General features: G+C 72.7%; 1 protein-coding gene. It reads left to right on the top strand.

Going from position 1 to position 1,009, the window contains the following annotated elements; all coding sequences use genetic code 11:
* Positions 1-321 precede the first annotated feature (321 nt).
* Positions 322-1,009 (top strand): serine hydrolase (locus HW445_RS32575; protein ID WP_180224336.1); only part of this gene is annotated, 688 nt, incomplete at its 3' end.

Raw genomic sequence — 1,009 nt, 5'->3', positions numbered from 1 at the left:
GCCGCTTCCCTTCCCCGGCTCCGCGCGGGCGGACCGGGAGAACACGGCAGGTTACTTTCTGTGAAATCCTGGGGTGTTTTGAGCTGGGCCATCAGTGTCTGGATGTGTATGGCCCAGAATCACTAGTTAGCAGACGCCTCACGGCAGTTGTGCTTAGTCTCTCTCTCGGCCCAGGCGGCCGGCCTTCCCGGGTCGGCCCCGCGCACGAACGTCACGAACGTGCGGCGCAGCGTCCCCCTGCCGGCCGGATCCGTCCCCGGTCCGGTCGGTGTGTCACGTCGCCAGAGCACCAGAGCACCAGTTCCCAGGAGGCTCCGTTCCATGCCGCACGTGCCCCCTACACCGGTCGCCGACAGGCGCCCGGCCCCTGGCCACCGCTCGCTCCAGGGCCGTTTCGACGAACTCGCCCGCGCGCACCGGGTCCCCGGCGCGCAGCTGGCGCTGCACACCGGCACCCAGGTGATCAGCGTCCACACCGGTACCGCCGACGCCGCCACGGGCGCACCCTTCACCGAGGACACCGCCGTGCCGACCGGCTCGGTGACCAAGCTGTGCACGGCCGCGGTCGTCACGCTCCTCGCCGAGGACGGCGACCTCGAACTCGACGAGCCCGCCGCCGTGCTGCTGCCGGAGCTGCGCCGCTTACCGGAGGTGACCGCCCGTCACCTGCTCAGCCACACCTCCGGGCTGCCGACCGGCCCGGACTCCGACACCGCCGCCGGCTGGACGGCGGCCCGCCACCTCGCCTCGGTCTGCTCCCCGCGCGACCTCCTGTTCGCCCCCGGCACCGGCTTCAGCTACTCCAACGCCGGATACGTGGCGGCCGGCCGGCTGGTCGAGGAGGTCACCGGCATGACCTGGCGGGAGGCGGTGCGGGCGCTCCTCCTCGAACCGCTCGGCATACGCCCCGCCTTCCTCGGTGACACCGCCCCCCAGCGGCCCGTCGCCGCCGGTCACGCCCGCAACACCGCCTCCGGCCGCCCGATGTCCGTCGCGCAGAACCTCGCCC

Origin of the sequence: Streptomyces sp. UH6 (assembly GCF_013421635.1) — a bacterium.
Taxonomy (GTDB): Bacteria; Actinomycetota; Actinomycetes; order Streptomycetales; family Streptomycetaceae; genus Streptomyces; species Streptomyces abyssomicinicus.
The sequence above is the reverse complement of the archived record's forward strand: the minus strand, read 5'-3'. Positions and strand labels throughout refer to the sequence as shown.